At 70.5% G+C, this 16,952-nt stretch carries 15 protein-coding genes; 11 read left to right on the top strand and 4 right to left on the bottom strand.

The window, feature by feature from the left end; all coding sequences use genetic code 11:
• The first annotated feature begins 43 nt into the window (after positions 1-43).
• Genes Raf01_RS15340 through Raf01_RS15360 form a run of 5 tightly spaced genes read left to right on the top strand, consistent with a single transcriptional unit; the run spans position 44 to position 5,384 of the window.
• On the top strand, positions 44-1,219 hold the full coding sequence (locus Raf01_RS15340) for an ABC transporter substrate-binding protein (RefSeq protein WP_203918549.1): 1,176 nt from the start codon (positions 44-46) through the stop codon (positions 1,217-1,219).
• Positions 1,216-2,082: an ABC transporter permease gene (locus tag Raf01_RS15345; RefSeq protein WP_203918550.1), complete on the top strand. Its 867-nt coding sequence runs from the start codon at positions 1,216-1,218 to the stop codon at positions 2,080-2,082. The genes Raf01_RS15340 and Raf01_RS15345 overlap by 4 nt, the downstream gene beginning before the upstream one ends.
• Positions 2,058-2,819 carry an ABC transporter ATP-binding protein gene (locus tag Raf01_RS15350; RefSeq protein ID WP_203918551.1) on the top strand — a complete coding sequence of 254 codons (762 nt, stop codon included), beginning with the start codon at positions 2,058-2,060 and terminating at the stop codon, positions 2,817-2,819. The genes Raf01_RS15345 and Raf01_RS15350 overlap by 25 nt, the downstream gene beginning before the upstream one ends.
• A complete protein-coding gene (locus Raf01_RS15355; protein WP_203918552.1) occupies positions 2,819-4,168 on the top strand; it encodes an LLM class flavin-dependent oxidoreductase in 1,350 nt (449 codons plus the stop codon). The genes Raf01_RS15350 and Raf01_RS15355 overlap by 1 nt, the downstream gene beginning before the upstream one ends.
• 55 nt (positions 4,169-4,223) lie before the next feature.
• Positions 4,224-5,384, top strand: a complete 1,161-nt coding sequence (locus Raf01_RS15360) for an LLM class flavin-dependent oxidoreductase (protein ID WP_203918553.1) — start codon at positions 4,224-4,226, stop codon at positions 5,382-5,384.
• Positions 5,385-5,407: 23 nt separating this feature from the next.
• Here the strand turns inward: Raf01_RS15360 and Raf01_RS15365 are convergent, their stop codons facing one another.
• Positions 5,408-6,508 carry a carbohydrate kinase family protein gene (locus Raf01_RS15365; RefSeq protein WP_239133632.1) on the bottom strand — a complete coding sequence of 367 codons (1,101 nt, stop codon included), beginning with the start codon at positions 6,506-6,508 and terminating at the stop codon, positions 5,408-5,410.
• Entirely contained in the window at positions 6,505-7,050 is a 546-nt protein-coding gene (locus Raf01_RS15370; RefSeq protein ID WP_203918554.1) for an NAD(P)H-dependent oxidoreductase, read from the bottom strand. The genes Raf01_RS15365 and Raf01_RS15370 overlap by 4 nt, the downstream gene beginning before the upstream one ends.
• Positions 7,051-7,285: 235 nt before the next feature.
• On the opposite strand from Raf01_RS15370, the gene Raf01_RS15375 reads away from it, so the two are divergent.
• Complete coding sequence (locus Raf01_RS15375; protein WP_203918555.1) at positions 7,286-8,656, top strand: FAD/NAD(P)-binding protein; 1,371 nt, start codon at positions 7,286-7,288, stop codon at positions 8,654-8,656.
• Between the two features lie 29 nt (positions 8,657-8,685).
• Here Raf01_RS15375 and Raf01_RS15380 read toward each other — a convergent pair whose 3' ends face one another.
• Positions 8,686-9,141 (bottom strand): RrF2 family transcriptional regulator, encoded by a 456-nt coding sequence (locus tag Raf01_RS15380; RefSeq protein WP_203918556.1) that lies wholly within the window; start codon positions 9,139-9,141, stop codon positions 8,686-8,688.
• Between the two features lie 165 nt (positions 9,142-9,306).
• Complete coding sequence (locus Raf01_RS15385; protein ID WP_203918557.1) at positions 9,307-11,277, bottom strand: DUF2264 domain-containing protein; 1,971 nt, start codon at positions 11,275-11,277, stop codon at positions 9,307-9,309.
• Positions 11,278-11,360: 83 nt separating this feature from the next.
• Here Raf01_RS15385 and Raf01_RS15390 point away from each other — a divergent pair, with 83 nt between their 5' ends.
• From Raf01_RS15390 to Raf01_RS15410, 5 genes are all read left to right on the top strand, one after another.
• Positions 11,361-12,536: a LacI family DNA-binding transcriptional regulator gene (locus Raf01_RS15390; protein WP_275412992.1), complete on the top strand. Its 1,176-nt coding sequence runs from the start codon at positions 11,361-11,363 to the stop codon at positions 12,534-12,536.
• A gap of 105 nt (positions 12,537-12,641) precedes the next feature.
• Positions 12,642-13,994: an ABC transporter substrate-binding protein gene (locus Raf01_RS15395; protein ID WP_203918559.1), complete on the top strand. Its 1,353-nt coding sequence runs from the start codon at positions 12,642-12,644 to the stop codon at positions 13,992-13,994.
• Positions 13,995-14,001: 7 nt separating this feature from the next.
• The gene (locus Raf01_RS15400) at positions 14,002-14,955 is read left to right on the top strand and encodes a carbohydrate ABC transporter permease (protein WP_203918560.1); all 954 of its coding nucleotides are present in this window, start codon (positions 14,002-14,004) and stop codon (positions 14,953-14,955) included.
• Positions 14,940-15,869: a carbohydrate ABC transporter permease gene (locus Raf01_RS15405; protein ID WP_203918561.1), complete on the top strand. Its 930-nt coding sequence runs from the start codon at positions 14,940-14,942 to the stop codon at positions 15,867-15,869. The genes Raf01_RS15400 and Raf01_RS15405 overlap by 16 nt, the downstream gene beginning before the upstream one ends.
• Positions 15,866-16,921 carry a hydroxyacid dehydrogenase gene (locus tag Raf01_RS15410; protein WP_203918562.1) on the top strand — a complete coding sequence of 352 codons (1,056 nt, stop codon included), beginning with the start codon at positions 15,866-15,868 and terminating at the stop codon, positions 16,919-16,921. The genes Raf01_RS15405 and Raf01_RS15410 overlap by 4 nt, the downstream gene beginning before the upstream one ends.
• The last annotated feature ends 31 nt before the right edge of the window (positions 16,922-16,952 follow it).

The raw sequence follows: 16,952 nt of genomic DNA on the forward strand, positions 1-16,952 counted from the left end.
AAAGCCAGGCCCTCTGAAAACCCCTCGCCAGAGAAGGACGGTCATGACCACATCGCCCCAGCCCCCGGCCCTCGACGCCGGCCGCCGAACCCACCGCCGCGCGGCTGATCGCGGCGGCGTCGGGCAGGCGACCGGCCGCGTGCGGCGCACCGACCGATCGCGCCGTTCGGCGCTCGCGTGCGTCGCGGTGCTGGCCGTCGCACTGTCCGGCCTGACCGCCTGCGGGAGCAAGGACTCGGGCGCAACCCTGGAGCTGTCGGCCGCACTGCCCGACAAGGTCCCCGGCGGCACAGTCATCCGGATCGGTGATCCGTCGATCCAGGCGATCGTGCAGACCTCGGGCCTGAGCAGACAGCTGGCGGACGCCGGCGTGAAAGTCCAGTGGGCCAACATCAGTGGCGGTCCGCAGAGCATTCAAGCCTTCCGCGGCAACAAGCTCGACTGCAGCTCGGTCGCCGACATCCCCTCGCTGTTCGCCGCCTGGACCGGAACCTCGACCAGAATCATCTTCCAGTCGGTGACGGTCGATCCGCTCGAGCACCCCATCTACGAACTGGGTGTGGCTCCCGGGGTCACGGTCACCTCGCTGGCGGACCTCCGGGGCAAGAAGATCGCCTACAGTGCCGGCCAGGCGCAGGGCGCGCTCGTGCTGCGGGTACTGCAGAAGGCGGGCCTGACTCAGAAGGATGTCAAGCTGATCGACCTGACCAGCACCGGTGACTCGTACGTCACGGCGCTTGGCGGCAAAGCCGTCGACGTCGCGCCACTCGGGGCCGCCAACGTGAAGATCTACGAGGGGAAGTACCCGGGAGGCACCGCGATCCCGACCGGCATCCGTGACGACGCGTCGACGCTCTACTGCCTGACCAGCTCCGTGAAGGACGAGGCGAAGGCTGCCGCGCTCAAGGTGTACGTCGCGGTCCGCACCAAGGCGTTGCTGTGGCAGAACCAGCACCCCGACGAGTACGCCAAGGCGTACCTCGAGGACGTCCAGGGGCTCAGCGCCGCCGACGCGAAGACGGTCAACGCGCTCGACGGGACCGCGGGCATACCGTCGACCTGGGACAACGCGCAGACTCGGCTCCAGGAAACCGCCGACCTGCTGGCCAGGGAGCAGGGCCACAAGAAACTCGACGTGAGCATCCTCGTGGACCGCCGCTTCGAGAAGATCGAGGCAGCGGCCGCCGGCTCCGATGTGGTCACCGGTGACGCGTCATGACCACGACCGGCGCCATCGACGCGCTCACCGTGGCCAAGGCGACCGTGCCGGGCGCGGGCGCCCCGAAGACCGATGCCCGGGTCGTACGCCGCCGGCTCGGTCCGGGCCGCCGGATCCGGTTCGCCTTCTGGGTGGGACCGATCCTCTTGTTGGCCGTCTGGGCCATCGGCTCGAAGGTCGGCGTCATCAACCCGGCGGTCCTCACGGCGCCGTGGGACGTGGCGCAAGCGTTCCAGGACCAGTGGGTCAACCACGATCTCGGTGGCGACATCGCCGCCTCGTTGGAGCGGGCCGGGCTCGGACTGGCCTTCGGGGTGGTCGGCGGCACGCTGCTCGCCGTGACCTCGGGGCTCTCGCGGATCGGGGAGTCCCTGATCGACGGTCCGATCCAGATCAAGCGGTCGGTCCCCACGCTGGCGCTGATCCCGTTGTTCGTCGCCTGGTTCGGCATCGGCCAGGAAATGAAGATCGTGACGATCGCACTGATCAGCATGATCCCGGTCTACGTCAACACGCACAACGGGCTGCGCAGTATCGACGGCAAGTACGCCGAGCTGGCCGAGACCATCGGGATCGGGCGCGGCGAGTTCATCCGGCACGTGGTGCTGCCGGGGGCGTTGCCGGGATTCCTGCTCGGTATGAGGTTCGCGGTGACGTCGGCGCTGCTCGGCCTCGTCGTGGTGGAGCAGTACAACGCGACCAGCGGCATCGGCCACATGATGACGCTCGCCGAGGAGTACGGCGAAACCGACGTGCTCGTCGTCGGCCTGGTGCTCTACGGCGTCTTCGGCTTCCTCGCCGACACCGCCGTCCGGCTCACGGAGAGGAGGGCGCTGTCATGGCGACGGACGATCGAGGGCTGATCCGTAACACCGCGGACGCGCCGGCGGTGCGGGTACGCAATCTGCACCGGAGCTTCAGCGAGAACGGGGGAGTGCTCGACGGGCTCGACCTGGACATCGCCCCCGGCGAGTTCGTGGCGCTGATCGGGCGCTCCGGCACCGGCAAGAGCACTCTGCTGCGGGCTCTGGCCGGACTGGACCGGGACGTCGCCGGGTACGGTCAGATCCGCGTCCCGGACGCCGTGTCGGTGGTCTTCCAGGACTCCCGGCTGCTGCCCTGGAAACGGGTCCTGGACAACGTGGTCTTCGGTCTGCGTGCCGGCGACGCGGCCGAGCGCGGCGGGCAGGCACTGGCCGAGGTCGGCCTGGCCGGCCGCGAACGGGCCTGGCCTGACGAACTGTCCGGCGGCGAGCAGCAGCGCGCCTCGCTGGCCCGCTCGCTCGTCCGCGAACCCGCGCTGCTGCTGGCCGACGAGCCGTTCGGTGCGCTCGACGCGCTGACCCGGATCCGGATGCACGCGCTGCTGCGCAAGCTGTGCGAGGTGCACAGGCCGTCGGTGCTCCTGGTGACCCACGACGTCGACGAGGCCATCGTGCTCGCCGACCGGGTGATCCTGCTCGATGCCGGTGTCGTGCGCACCGACGTACGGGTGGAGCTGCCCCACCGTTCTCAGGCCGATCCCGGGTTCGCTGAGCTACGCGCGTTCCTGCTCGACCAGTTGGGTGTCAACGATCTCACCGCGGAGGTGACCGCCTGATGGCCCGCCAGCTCCACTTCAATCTGTTCCTGCACGACACCGGCCACCACGAGGCGTCGTGGCGGCTGCCCGAGTCGGACCCGCGGGCCAACCTCTCGCTGGAGGCGCACCAACACCTGGCGCGGATCGCCGAGGACGCGAAGTTCGACTCCGTGTTCCTCGCCGACAGCCCTGTGTTGTGGAGCGACCCGGGTCGCCGGCCGTCGGGCAAGCTCGAGCCGACGCTGTTGCTCGCCGCGCTCGCCGTGGGTACGAGCAGGATCGGGCTGATCGCGACGGCCTCGACGTCGTACAACGATCCCTACAACCTGGCCCGCCGGTTCGCCTCGCTCGACCACCTGTCCAAAGGCCGCGCCGGCTGGAACATCGTCACCACCGCCGGAGACTCCGCCGCACGCAATTTCGGCCTGGAGCATCAGCCGTCGCACAAGACGCGCTACGAGCGGGCCGACGAGTTCCTCGCGGTCTCGACCAAGCTGTGGGACAGCTGGGCCGACGACGCGGTCGTCGCCGACAAGGACGCGGGTGTCCACGCCCGGCAGGACCGGGTTCGCGGCATCGACCACCGCGGGACGTTCTTCCGGGTGAACGGGCCACTGAACCTGCCGCGTTCACCACAGGCTCACCCGCTGCTCGTGCAGGCCGGCTCCTCCGAGGACGGCAAGGAGTTCGCCGCCAAGTGGGCCGAGGCCATCTTCACCGCCCAGCCGACTCTCGGGGAGAGCCAGGCGTTCTACGCCGACCTGAAGCGCCGCGCGGCGGCGGCCGGTCGCGACCCGGATCACGTCATCATCCTGCCCGGAATCGTGCCGGTCATCGGCGACACCGAGGTGGAGGCGCGCGAGCTCGACGCTGAGCTGGATCGGCTGATCGCCCCGCGGTACGCCGTGACGCAGCTCGCCGAGACGCTGCGCGTGGACCCCGAACGGTTGAAGCTGGACGACCAACTCCCCGCGGACCTGCCCAGCGAGGATGAGATCGAGGGTGCGAAGAGCCGGTACACCCTCATCGTCGACTGGGCCCGGCGGGACAACCTGACCGTACGGGAGCTGATCGGCCGGCTCGGCGGCGGGCGCGGTCACCGTACTTTCACCGGTACGCCTGTGCAGGTGGCCGACACCATCCAGCACTACTTCGACAACGGCGCCGCGGACGGCTTCAACATCATGCCGGCGGTACTGCCTTCGGGAATCGAGGCGTTCGCGAGCAAGGTGGTACCGATCCTTCGGGAGCGCGGCCTGTTCCGTACCGAGTACGAAGGCTCCACGCTGCGGGAGCACTACGGGCTGCCTCGGCCGGTCAACCAGTTCACGACGGCGGACAGCGCGCCGGGGCGCTCGGCGTCATGAGGCTCGACCAGCGCGGCAACCCCGACCACGACGACAGCATCCGATCGGAGACACAGTGAGCCTGACGTTCTTGTGGTACATCCCCAACACCGTCGAGCCGGGACACCGGGGCGACGACGCCGTCGACGGCTACGGCAGCCTCCACCACGCCGTGGACCTGGCCCGGATCGCCGAGCAGCACGGCTGGTCCGGGGCGCTGATCGGCACCGGGTGGGGTCGGCCCGACACGTTCACGGTCGCCACCGCGCTCGCGGTCCGTACCACGACCTTCCGGCCGCTCGCGGCCATCCGCCCCGGCTACTGGCAGCCGGCGCACTTCGCGAGCGCGGCGGCGACCCTGGACCACCTCAGCGGCGGCCGGCTGCTCGTCAACGTCGTCAGCGGGCAGGACAACCTGGCGGCGTACGGCGACGCCGAGGGCGATCAGGCCCAGCGCTACGCGCGGACCAAGGAGTTCATGCGCATCGTCCGGCGGCTGTGGACCGAGGAGCACGTGACCTACGCGGGCGAGTACTTCGGGGTCACCGATTCCACGGTGGTACCGCGGCCGCACGGAGCCGGTCCGCGCCTGTACTTCGGCGGCGCGTCCACGGCCGCGGAACGGGTCTCGGCCACCGAGGCCGACGTGCAGCTGTTCTGGGGTGAGCCGCTGGACGGCATCGCCGAACGCGTCGACCGACTCCGCCGCCTCAGCGCGGAGCTGGACCGCGACCTGCCCCCGCTGGAGTTCGGGCTGCGGATCACCACGCTGGTTCGCGACACGACCGAGGAGGCGTGGCGGGACGCGGAGGCGAAGGTCGCCGCCATGGCGGAGCGCTCCGGAGGGCTCGCCGACCGGCACCGCGGCCCCGCGGTCGGGCAGCAGCGGCTGCTCGACCTGGCCGCGCGCGGCGACGTACTCGACAGCTGCCTCTACACCGCGCCCGGACGGTACGGCGGCGGAGGCGCGGGTACGACCTGGCTGGTCGGCTCGCCCGACGATGTCGCCAGCGCGCTGCGCCGGTACGCCGAGTTGGGCATCCGGCACTTCGTCCTGTCCGACACTCCCTACAAGCAGGAGACGGTCCGGGTCGGCGACGCGCTCATCGGGCGGCTGCGCGACTCGGTGGCGCAGCGGCCGCTGCCTGAGCCGCTGCCGGAGCCCTCGCTGTCTGAGTCTTCGCTGTCTGAGTCTTCGCTGTCTGAGCCGGAGCCGGTGACCGTGGCCGCGCCGTAAGAGGGTGGCCGCCGCGACCCTCGTCAGGCGGCGTCCGGCAGCCGGGTGATGGTCGCCGGCGCCCGCCGCGGCGTCCGGCGCTCGTCCCGCGGGAGAAGGTCGTCGAGGAATCCGTACCGGGCGGCCAGCGCGGCCTCGCTCGACTCGTCGTGGTGGCGCGTGGCCCGGGTGCGGGTCGTGCGCCACCAGTCGGTGATGTCGCCCCATCCGGGCGCGGACAGGGAGCCGCCGAAGTGTTGAACGGACAGCGCCGACACCAGAGTGGCGAAGGCGAGTCGCTGGCGCAGCGGTAGTCCCCACAGCGTGCCGGCGATGAAACCGGCGGTGAACACATCGCCGGCACCGGTCGGGTCCAGCGCCTCGACAGGAACCGCCGGCACACTGACCGGCGCGCCGGTGTCGGAGTCGATGGCCAGCGCTCCGTCGGATCCGCACGTCACGACGGCGACCGGAACCCGGTCGGCCAGCCGCCGCAGCGCGTCGCCGGGAGTGTCGGTGCGGGTGTAGTGCATCGCCTCGGCCGCGTTGGGCAGAAACGCGTGGCAGTCGTCGAGGACTTCCAGCGCGGAGGTCGACCAGGCCGCGCTGTCGTCCCAGCCGACATCGGCGAAGACGAGCGTGCCGGCGTCTTTGGCTGTGCGCAGCCAGGCCGGTCGCCGCTCGGTGAGGCTGACGGAGGCGGCGCGTGCCGCCGGCAGCTCCGCGACCAGGCCGGTGGTGTTCACCGGTACCGGGTGTCCGTGCGTGATCATGCAGCGGTCCCGGTCGTACGCCAGGGAAACCGTGACCGGTGTGTGCCAGTTGTCGAACCGGCGCGACGATGACAGGTCCAGACCCTCCTGGCGGCTGAGGATCTGCCAGCAGAAGTCGCCGTACGCGTCGGTGCTGAACGCCGTGCTCAGACCGGTGCGTACGCCGAGCCGCCCGGCCGCCACGGCGAGATTGGCGATCCCGCCCGGGCACGAGCCCATGCCCGGGGCCCACGCTTCGGTGCCCGGCGCCGGCAGTTCACGCAGCCCGGTGAAGATGATGTCGAGGAACACGGCCCCGGAGACGAAGAGGTCCAGCTCCCTGCCGCGGGAAGTCACCGCGCCGCGGGAGTTCACCGCGTCGCCGGAAGTCACCGCGTCGCCGAACCGAGCGCGTCGGCGATGGCGGGTGCGTGCTTGGCCGCCCACTGCGCGGCGAGCCGTTTCGGGTCGGCGAGCGCCGACTCGAGGACCGCCAGGGCCGGCACCGGAACCGTCGCTCGCAGCTCGTCCAGCAACGCCTCCAGGGCGGCCGCGACCGCCGCCCGGTGCGGTTCGGCGGCGGCGATCGCCACCGGTACGGCGACGACGCCGGCCAGCTCCCGATGCCCGTACTGGTCCAGGAAAACCTTCAACAGCCCGGTGTAGGTTCCCTTGTAGGTGGGCGTGGCAAGAAAGAGCAGCCGCGCCCGACGGGTCACGGCGTGCGGATCGTCGAGTACGGTGATGGGCCGAACAGGCTCGGGACCGAAGGAGACGGCCGAGATCTCGGCAAGTTCCAGCACCCGCACCCCGGACAGCGCGGGTCCCCCGGCTGCGGTCACGGCCGGGAGGATGCTGGCGGCGGTCGCCTCGGCCAGTGTCCGGGTCCTCGATCCGGCTCGCGGATTGCCGATGAGCGCGACGACGTCCGACATGCGGTCTCCTTTGTTGGGGTCGATCGCTGAACGGTCATTCACGGCGCTTCTCCCGCTCGCGCCGTGGCTGCCATCGGACCCGCACCCAGGCTAGAGCGCTCTTCGCGTTGCGGTCAATCCCTATGGGATAAGTAGGTAATACGGCTTGTTGAGGTCGGCCTTGTCGGTCACAGGCGCCTTGACATTTAGTCGACCAACCCGATAGGAATTAAGTGGTATCCAGAGGAGAGATTCGATGGGACGCACAAGCACGGTGGTGGTGGGCGGCGGGTGTAGCGGGGTGCTCGCGGCGGTGCAACTGCTCCGGCACACTTCCGATCGGGTGACGGTGGTGGAGTCCGGCGCGACCCTTGGCGCGGGGATCGCATACCGCACGCCCGTGGTGGCGCACGTGCTCAACTCCCGGGCCGCCGCGATGAGTGGCGATCCCGACGACCCGGACGACTTCCTGGTCTGGACACGCCGACAGGCCATCCCGTTGCGCCCGGTCGGATTCGCTGTCCGCCGTGACTACGGACGGTACCTCCACGACCTGCTGGACGCGGCGGCCCTCGACAACCCCGGCCGGTTCACCCACCTCCGTGCCCGGGTCACCGGACTGAGCCCGAACGGGCGTGTCCAGGTGGTCACCGACCGGGGCGCCACCCTGCGAGCAGACCGAGTCGTGCTCGCCATCGGACACGGCTCACCGAACCGGCCGCGCCAGCTCAGTGAATCCGCCGCGTGCCACCCAGGATACGTGCCGGACCCGTGGCGGCCCGGAGCGCTTGACGCCATCGCGCTGGATCGGCCCGTCCTGTTGCTGGGCACCGGCCTGACCGCTGTGGATGTGGCCCTGGCACTTCAGATCCGGGGCATGCGAGCACCGATCCACGCGGTCTCCCGGCACGGGCTGCTGCCGCTGGTACACACCGCCGAACCCACCGCACCGCTCGTTGCCGCGTCGCCTGTTGCCGTGCCGCCTGTTGCCGTGCCGCCTGTTGCCGTGCCGCCCACACCGGATGCCCTCCGAACCCTCATCCACCGGATCCAGGTGAGCGCCCGCGGCGCCCCGGACTGGCGCGACGTTGTCGACAGCATCCGCCCGAGCGCCAATGAGCTGTGGGCCGGGCTGCGCCTGGAGGACCGCGACAGCTTCCTGCGCCATGTCTGCCGGTACTGGGAGATTCACCGGCACCGGATGGCGCCCTCGGTCGCCGTCCTGGTTCACGGGCTGCTGGCCGACGGCGCGCTTCGCGTGCGAGCGGCGGCTCTGTCCACTGTAGACGTCGAGGCGGATCGGTTCATCGTCGACAGCGGGCCGGGCACACGCTGGCGGGTCGGTGCCGTGGTCAACTGCACCGGTCGAGGCAGTGCCGCACGGTCATCGCTGGGTCGCCGACTCCTGGCTGACGGACTGGCCCGCCCCGACCCGCTCGGCGTGGGCATCGACGTCGACACCGACGGCCGCCTCGTCTCCGGCACCGGTCGCAGCCACGAAAGGATCCTGGCGATTGGGCCGCCGCGGCGTGGCCAGTGGTGGGAAACCGACGCGGTACCGGAGATCAGAGCGCAGGCGCGGGGACTGCTGAGCATTCCAGCTCCCCGTTCCCGGATCGCCGCCTGACCCGGTGCCAGCGGTCCCGCGGCGCCGGATCAGCGTGGCTGCCAGGCATCCGGCGCGGCGGCCAGCCGCCGAACCCGGCTGGGCAACCTGCCGCTGGCCAACTGGGCGAGGTTGACCTCGTCGAGGACATCGCGCAGCGCCGACCGGGCCGCGACCCACAACTCGGAGAGGTGCTCCGCGCATCCCACGTAGGCCACCTCCTCCGGTCGCATGCCGCGTACCTCGGCCAGCGGCCCGTCCACGGCTCGCAGGATCGTCGCGACCGCCACCTGATTCGGCTCGCGGGTCAACTGGTACCCGCCGTCACAGCCGCGTACCGCACGCACCACGTCGGCACGGCGCAGATCGGCCAGCACGGCCTCCAGGAACTTGCGGGGGAGGCGCTGCTCATCCGCCAGCGCCTGGGTGGAAACGGTCGCCGGGTGACGGGCGGCGAGGGCGAGGGCGGCACGAACCGCGTAATCACCACGGGCGGAGACACGCATACGCACTCCTGACGGCGTCGTCACGGGTGTCGCCTCGCGGGAGGCCACCCTGGGAAGGCTGAGCGGTCTGATCCTACTTCTCCGGTAGGCATTATGTCCGGCTGACCCGCGCACGCATCGTGCCGCCTCGCGTGGTCCGGCCTCACGCCCCCGGGACCGCCGCGGTCACCGGTGATTCGAACGGCTGATCGGCACCAGCGTCGGCGGTTGCTCGGCCGGAGCGAAACGCCAGGCCCACACGTCGCCGCCGGGCAACTCGATTGTCACCTCGTCGGCCACGACGGACAGGACAACGGGTGGTTCCGCGTCCGCGTCCAGTGGCTCGCCGCTGAGCACGAGGCAGGACGCGTAGAGCCGATCGTCGCCGGGATGCTGCGCGAGCAGGTAGGGGACGGCCGATGCCCCTCCCAGAGCGTCGACTTCCTCCTGAAGGTCGACGTCTGAAGTGCGGTAGCCGTGCAAACCGGCCACCGCCGTGCAGCGACCGGCCCGGTCCGAGGCGCTGGTCCAGCGCTTTCCGCGGTGTACCGTCGCGGTGCCGGTGCCGCTGAGGTTGTATCCGGAGTCGCGCACGAGCCAGCCGCGTGGCGCTCGGACCGCGTGCAGCCGCACCTCGTACCGGCCGAACGCGAGCGCGTGTGACTCGATCCGCACGCCGGGTGCGGGGGAGTGCCATGATGCGGCGTGCCCGACCCCGTCGGTGACCTGTGCGCCGAGCGGCTGGATACGTCCCCAGCCGGTCTGCGTCCCGTCCGGGTCGGTCACCGTGATGCTCGCGTCGGCGACCGGGCCGGTCGGGACGCTCCGCGGCGCGGTCACGGTGGTGAAGCACAGCCGCGCGTAGTGCGGGTTGTCGGTGGTCGACCCACGGGCCACGCCGTCCGAACCGTGGTTGTGCACCCGCACGATGCCATCCGCGTGGGTCGCCTGGACGAGCCAGTTCGGCCCCGGAAGCGCGTGCAGGACGTCGCGGCGTTCGACGGGCAGCGGCTGCTCCTCCTCGACCCACACCGGGTGCGACGGCGGCAGCAGTAGTCCGAGGAATCCCTTCGACGCCCAGTACGGGGACGCCGGCCCGGAGTAGGGCTGGATCGTGCCCCGGAACGGACGCAGCCAGCCCAGGCGCAGCAGCCCGGCGTCGTCGGGAGCACCGCGATCGGTGAAGTAGCGCAGGATGCCGCTGGCGGCGCGCCTGGTGAGCCCGGGTGCCAGCGGCGTGGCGTCGAACAGGGCCCCGGTCCACAGCGAAGCGGCGGTCGCCAGGCGGTAGGTCAGCGACCTGCCCTGGTGCAGCGGGGCGCCGTCGCCGCCGATGAGCTGGACGTAGTCGGCGAGGAACGCGCGCAGCCGGGCCCGGTACCGTTCGCGCAGCTCCGCGGCGAGTGCCGACCGCGGCCCGGAGGCGGCGAGGTCGGTCCACAGCAGCGGGTACAGGTGAAGCGCCCAACCGTTGTAGTGGTCGACGCGGCGTCCCTCGCCGTCCGTGTACCACCCGTCATCGAGCTGCCACCGGGCGATCGCGTGCAGCCCATCGACGATCTCGTCGTGCCGGTGCGGTCCGCCGACGATGGCGAGGAATTCTTCGACGACCGTCCGGAACAGCACCCAGTTGCTGCGTGGGGTCTGGCGTCCGACGATGCCGCCGAGCCACTGGACGATATGGTCGTGGGCCGCGGCCGGCAGGTTGTCCCACAGCCACGGCCGGGTTAGCTGCAGTGCGATGGCGATCGACGCGGATTCCACGATCTGCTGGCAGCCGTCGGCGTCGATGCGCGGCCAGGCGTCGGCGTGCCGCTGGTCGGCACCGGCGGCGAGCCCGCGGGCGTACCGGTCGAGCAGCGGCCCGGCGATCGCCGGATCGCCCTGAGCGCCCGCGATTCGCAGCGCGGCGAGCAGGAATGTGCGGGCGAACCCTTCGAGCGCGTCGCTGTCCGGCCCGGCCCAGGATGGTGCCCCGGGCAACGAGATGCGCGCGAACGACGCACTGGCGTACGGGCGCACCGCGTCGAGCAGGTTGTCCGCGGACGTTTCCCAGTCGGCCCGGACGAGACCGGTGTGCGGCGACACGCTGCCCGAGGGCTCCGGCGGGTCCGGGCACCCGGGGCGGGATGAGCCGCGCGGCACGCTGTCCGACATGGCCCACACCGTACGGCACGACAGCGCGCGACTGACGAGCGTTTGACCGAACGATCGCGGTTGGGCACCATGCGAGTGTGCGGGTGCCCATACCGGAACGGCAGGAACACATTCTCGTGATGCTGAGGCAGCGCGGGCGCATCCGCGTCGCCGACCTGGCGCGGGAGCTGGGCATCTCGCCGATCACCGCCCGGCGCGACGTGGAGACCCTGGCCAAGCAGGGCGCTCTGCGCCGCACCCACGGCGTGGCGATCGCCATCGACGCACCGGCGACGGCCGGTCATCCGCAGCATCCGGCCGGCAGGGTGCACCTCTCCCTGCGGCAACCCTCCCCGGCGGTGACCGCGCCGGTGATCGGGATGGTCGTGCCGAATGCCACGTACTACTACGCCGACGTCATCCGTGGCGCGCGCGCCGCCGTCGCGGAGGCCAATGGTCGACTGGTCATCGGCATCACGAACTACGACCTGGACGCCGAACGCGAGCAGATCCGGCAGATGCAGGCGCGGGGTGTCCACGCCCTGCTGCTGACCCCGGCCTGGCCGACCGGGACCTCGCCGGACGAGGAGGCCGAACGGGCCGCACGGTTGGGCGTGCCGACGGTGCTGGTGGAGCGCCGCGGCAAGCTCGGGTTCCCGGTCGGTGAGCTGGATCGTGCGTGCTCGGCCCACGCCGACGGCGGCTGCCTCGCCGTGCGGCACCTGGCAGACCTCGGCCGGCGCAGGATCGGGCTGATCGCCCGCGGCTCGCCCACAGCCGCCCAGTTGGAGTTCGGCTACCACGCCGCACTCGATCACCTGCGGTTCCCGCGCTCCTCGCGGGTGGTGCGGACCACGCCACCGCGCCCGGACCCCGCCCAGGTCGAGGCGACGCTGGCCGCGGTCGTCGCGCAGGCCCGGCGCGGCAGGATCGACGCCGCGCTGGTGCACACCGATCAGGACGCGATGCAGTTCGTCCAACAGTTGCAGCGCCAGGGACTGCGGGTCCCCGACGACATCGCGGTCGTCGCGTACGACGACGACCTCGCCGGGCTGGCCGACCCGCCGCTCACCGCGGTGGCGCCGCCGAAGTTCGCGATCGGTCAGGCGTCGGTGCGGCTGGCCATCGGCAGGCTCGGCGAGCGGCACCGGGCGGTACCGGGGCTGCCGAGCGCGCCGCGTCATCACCTGGAGTTGCTGCCCGAGCTGCGGATACGCGAGTCGTGCGGTGCGCCGGCCGTGGCGCGATCGGATTATGATCGAACGATCAAACGACCTTGACCGGGTCGCGACATCGGTCGCAGGATGCCTAGCACTTGCTCGCCGGCCGGGTAACGGATCGTCGGGTTGGAGAGCTCCCCGTCCCCCCTCAAGGAGTTCATCGAGATGAACCTGTCCATTGAGCGCAGCACGAGACGTACAACGCGGGGGCGCGCAGGTGTTGCGGCATCGATCGCGCTGCTCGCGGTATCCCTGGTCGCCGCATGCTCGGGTGCGGCCGACAGCGGCGGCTCGTCCTCCTCGGCGGTGGATCCGGCCAAGACCTACAACCTCACCTACTGGTCGTGGACCAAGGGCAGCGCCGAGGCCGTCGAGGCGTTCAACAAGGCGCATCCCCACATCCACGTGACCTTCCAGCAGACGCCCAGCGGCTCCAAGGGCGGCTACGCGAAGGTCTCCGACGCGTTCAAGGCCGGCAACGGACCCGACGTGTTCAACGCCGAGTACGTCGCCCTGCCCAGCTTCGTCGCGGCCGGTCAGGTGGCCGACCTCACCAGCTACCTCACCCCGCAGGCCACCTCCGGCTACCTGCCGCAGGCGATGCAGATGGTCACCCTGGGCGGACGGAAGTGGGGCGTGCCCAGCGACATCGGCGCACAGGTGCTCTACTACCGCAAGGATCTGTTCGCCCAGTACGGCCTCACGGTGCCCACGACCTGGCAGCAGTTCCAGGACGACGCCCAGAAGCTGACCGCGCGGAAACCGGGGCTGTATCTGGCGAACTACACGGTCGACGACCCGTTGGTGCTCGAAGCGCTCGCGTCGGCGGCCGGCGCCAACTGGTTCAGCACCGCCGGAGACTCCTGGACCCTGAACTTCACCGACCAGGCGACGACCCAGGTGGCGAACTTCTGGCAGGGCCTCGCGGACAAGAAGCTGCTCGCACCGGTGTTCAGCAATACCACCGGATACACCGCCGACGTGGCGGCCGGGCACATCCTGTCGCTGGTCTCGGTGAACTGGAACGCCTCCTACAACATGACCAACTACCCGAGCCTGGCGGGCAAGTGGGGGGTGAGCCTGCTGCCGAGCTTCGACGGCCAGCCGACCAGCGGCGTGCTGGGCGGATCGACCTACGCGGTCTCGAAGTCCTCGAAGAACACCGCCGCGGCCGCCGAATTCGCGCTGTGGATGACCAGCAACGCCGACGCCATCAAGGCGCGGACGAGCGGCGGATCCAGCGCCTACTACGCCAACCGGACCGCCCTGCAGGTGGCCCGCGACGGCTTCGACACCGGCTACTACGGCACTGACATCTACGACACCTTCGACACCGCCGAGCACGCACTCAAGCCGTGGACCTTCGGACCCACGATGACGGCCACCAACCAGGTGTTGACGACCAAGCTCAAGGGGCTGTCGGGTGGCACGACGGTCGCCGACGCGATCGCGGCGGGAGCAGCCGACGCCAAACAGGAGATGTCCACGCTCGGGCTGAACGTGCGGGTCCAGGGCTGAGTCGACGATGCTGAGCAAGAGCCGCGGTGCGGTGCCGCGTCGCGGTACCCGCACCGGACCGGTCGCCGGGCGGAACCGGCGGGGCACGGGTGCCGCGCTGGTGCTGATGGCGCCGTTCTTCGTCCTGTTCGCGCTCGCCACGCTGGCCCCGATCGGGTACGCCATCTATCTGAGCCTGTTCGCGCAGCGCGCCAGTGGTCTGGGTTTCGGTGGTACGCGTACGGTGTGGGTCGGCCTCGACAACTACGTGCGCGTGCTCACCGACGGCGGCTACACGTCGAGCTACCTGCACATCGCGGTGTACGCGTTGGTCGCCGTACCCCTCGTGCTGGGGCTGAGCGTGGCGGTGGCGCTGCTGCTGGACAGCGCGTACGCCTTCGGGCGCCGCGCCGCCCAACTGGGCCTGTTCGTGCCGCACCTGGTTCCCGGCGTGATCGCCGCGTTGCTGTGGGCCTACCTGTACACGCCTCAGGTCAGTCCCGTGGTCTCGGCGCTGAACCGGCTCAGTGTCCACGTCAATCTGCTCGGCCACACCTTCAGCTACCCGACGCTGGTCAACGTCGTGCTCTGGGAGAGCCTGGGATACAACATCGTGATCTACTACGCGAGCCTGCAGGCGATTCCCCGGGAGATGACCGAGGCGGCGGTCGTCGACGGTTCGGGGGAGTGGCGCACGGCCTGGCACATCAAGCTGCCGCTCATCCGCTCGGCCGTGGCTCTGACCGCCATCTTCTCAGCCATCGGCGCGATGCAGCTGTTTGCCGAGCCGCTGCTGCTGTCCGACGCCGGAGCGGTCGGCATCACACCGACCTGGACGCCCAACCTGTACGCGTACTCCGCCGCATTCACCCGGAGCAACAACTACGGCGTGGCGGCCGCGGCGGCACTGCTGCTGGCCGCGTTCGCCGCCGTCCTGTCGTTCCTCGTCAGCCGATGGGCGAAGCCATGGCAACAGACCTGAACGCGATCGTGGCCGCGGCACCGGCCGCGACGGCGGCTCCCTCGACCCATACCGCCGGACCCGGCCGGCGCCATCGCCGGTGGTCGCCCTCGTCGATGACGGTGAACCTGCTGCTGCTGATCACCGCGTGCTACACGTTCTTCCCGCTCGTGTGGACCGTCTTCGCCGCACTGAAGTCCGCCGGTGCGGTGCAGACCGGCGACGTCCTGAGCCTTCGCCACTTCAACGTCGTCGCCAACGTCCGACTACTGTGGACTTTCCAGGGCGGGGTCTACGAGCGGTGGTTTCTCAACTCGATCCTCTACGCCGGCGTGGGCGCCGGGCTCGGCGCACTGATCTGTGTCGCCGCCGGGTATGCCTTCGACAAGTACGACTTCCGGGGTAAGGACCAGCTCTTCGGCCTCGTGCTGCTGGGCGTCCTGGTGCCCGCCGCGGCCACGACGCTGCCGTTGTACCTGCTGGCATCGAAGGTCGGCCTGGTCAACACCTACTGGGCGGTGCTGATCCCGTCGCTGGTCAACCCGTTCGGGGTGTATCTCGCGCGGGTGTTCTCCGCCGGATACGTACCGAACGAGGTGCTGGAAGCCGCGCGTGCCGACGGCGCCGGGGAACTGCGCATGTTCCTGCGCCTGTCGCTGCCGATGCTCCGCTCCGGCTACACCACCATCCTGCTCTTCCACTTCTCGACGATCTGGAACGGCTTCTTTCTCGCCCTCGTCATGCTCACCGACCAGCGCCTGTTTCCGGTCAGCCTCGGCATCTACGAGCTGAATTCGTCGCTGAGCTCGGAGGGGCCCGCGCTGCTGCCGGTCGTCATGCTCGGGTCGCTGATCTCCATCCTTCCGCTTCTGGTCATCTTCATCAGCCTGCAGCGGTTCTGGAAGGCGGGGCTGACCGCGGGGAGCGTGAAATGACCACGGGCACCAGGGAATCAGCGGACGACGCCGCGCGCGACGCGGAACCGTCCCGGCGACCCGCGACCGTCCTGGCCATGGCGCCGGAGTTCGTTCCCGCGCTGTTCGACACCGAGGCCCGGAAGCGGCTGCGTACGTTCGCGTCCATCGACCCGGACACGGTCGTCCACGGACCCATCCACGCCGAGGCCGGGCTGGCCGAGACGGAGGTTCTGCTCACCTGCTGGGGGGCACCACGGCTGGACGGGGCCACGCTCGCCGCACTGCCGCGGTTGAGGGCCGTCATCCACGCCGCCGGATCGGTCAAGGGCATCGTGACGGATGCCTGCCGCGCCGCGGGCATCCAGGTGTCGTCAGCCGCGGCCATGAACGCGGTACCGGTCGCCGAGCACACCGTGGCGATGATTCTCCTGTCGAACAAGCGCACCCTGTGGCTGGCGCGCCGCTACAGTGAACTGCGCGGCGCCTGGCACGCCTCGGAAATCCCGCACGACATCGGCAACTACGGCACCACGGTCGGCATCGTCGGCGCGTCCTGGATCGGCAGGCGGGTCATCGAACTGCTGCGACCGTATGACCTGCACGTCCTGCTGGCCGACCCGTACCTGCAGGCCGACCAGGCCCGGCGGCTGGGCGTCGAACTGGTCGACCTCGACGAACTGTGCCGCAGGTCGCACATCGTCAGCCTCCACGCCCCCGCGCTGCCCAGCACCCGGCACCTGCTGGACGCATCGCGTCTGGCCGCCATGGGCACCGGCACCACGGTGATCAACACAGCGCGGGGAACGCTCATCGACACCGCGGCGCTCACCCGCGAGGTGGCTTCAGGCCGCCTCTACGCGGTACTCGACCACACCGATCCCAGGATCCTCCCCGACGACTCGCCGCTGTACGACTCGCCGAACGTCCTGCTGACCCCGCACATCGCCGGATCGCACGGCAACGAACTACGCCGACTGGGCCGATCCGCGGTCGACGAGCTGATCCGGTACGCCACCGGTGAGCCGTTCGCGTACCCGGTGCGCTACGCCGATCTCGAACGCTCGGCCTGACCGCGACGCCTGACCACGACGCCTGACCACG

It is taken from the genome of Rugosimonospora africana, from assembly GCF_016862975.1.
Taxonomy (GTDB): domain Bacteria; phylum Actinomycetota; class Actinomycetes; order Mycobacteriales; family Micromonosporaceae; genus Rugosimonospora; species Rugosimonospora africana.

Coding starts and splice junctions, on each gene's coding strand:
- Raf01_RS15340 (WP_203918549.1), top strand. CDS start 44: ATGACCACATCGCCCCAGCCCCCGGCCCTCGACGCCGGCCGCCGAACC.
- Raf01_RS15345 (WP_203918550.1), top strand. CDS start 1,216: ATGACCACGACCGGCGCCATCGACGCGCTCACCGTGGCCAAGGCGACC.
- Raf01_RS15350 (WP_203918551.1), top strand. CDS start 2,058: ATGGCGACGGACGATCGAGGGCTGATCCGTAACACCGCGGACGCGCCG.
- Raf01_RS15355 (WP_203918552.1), top strand. CDS start 2,819: ATGGCCCGCCAGCTCCACTTCAATCTGTTCCTGCACGACACCGGCCAC.
- Raf01_RS15370 (WP_203918554.1), bottom strand. CDS start 7,050: ATGTCGGACGTCGTCGCGCTCATCGGCAATCCGCGAGCCGGATCGAGG.
- Raf01_RS15375 (WP_203918555.1), top strand. CDS start 7,286: ATGGGACGCACAAGCACGGTGGTGGTGGGCGGCGGGTGTAGCGGGGTG.
- Raf01_RS15380 (WP_203918556.1), bottom strand. CDS start 9,141: ATGCGTGTCTCCGCCCGTGGTGATTACGCGGTTCGTGCCGCCCTCGCC.
- Raf01_RS15385 (WP_203918557.1), bottom strand. CDS start 11,277: ATGTCGGACAGCGTGCCGCGCGGCTCATCCCGCCCCGGGTGCCCGGAC.
- Raf01_RS15395 (WP_203918559.1), top strand. CDS start 12,642: ATGAACCTGTCCATTGAGCGCAGCACGAGACGTACAACGCGGGGGCGC.
- Raf01_RS15400 (WP_203918560.1), top strand. CDS start 14,002: ATGCTGAGCAAGAGCCGCGGTGCGGTGCCGCGTCGCGGTACCCGCACC.
- Raf01_RS15405 (WP_203918561.1), top strand. CDS start 14,940: ATGGCAACAGACCTGAACGCGATCGTGGCCGCGGCACCGGCCGCGACG.
- Raf01_RS15410 (WP_203918562.1), top strand. CDS start 15,866: ATGACCACGGGCACCAGGGAATCAGCGGACGACGCCGCGCGCGACGCG.